1 pseudogene is annotated in these 343 nt (G+C 41.4%); it reads right to left on the reverse strand.

What is annotated here, in order from left to right:
• Positions 1–343, reverse strand: a pseudogene (locus ACVCXO_RS13880) (hypothetical protein); the annotation flags it as partial.

The following is a 343-nucleotide window of genomic DNA, read 5'->3' on the forward strand; positions in this document are numbered from 1 at the left end:
TGTTGTGTCTGTTAAATCTACATTTGTTAAATCTCCTCCAATACATGGATCCGTATCATTTGGATCCGTATCACTTGTTTCTCCATCACCATCACAATCCGTAATTGCTGTTACAGGTAAAGTAATATCTGCTGCTGTAAATTCACATGCATCGTTTGCATCGGTGTCGTTTGGTCCTTGAACGCCGTCTCCATCAGGATCCACTTCGTCTAAGTTACTTACTCCATCTCCATCACAATCTGCAGTTGCCCAGTCACTTGTTGTGTCTGTTAAATCTACATTGGATAATGTTCCTCCGATACATGGATCGGTATCATTTGGATCCGTATCACTTGTTTCTCCA

It is taken from the genome of Lacinutrix sp. MEBiC02404, assembly GCF_053601575.1.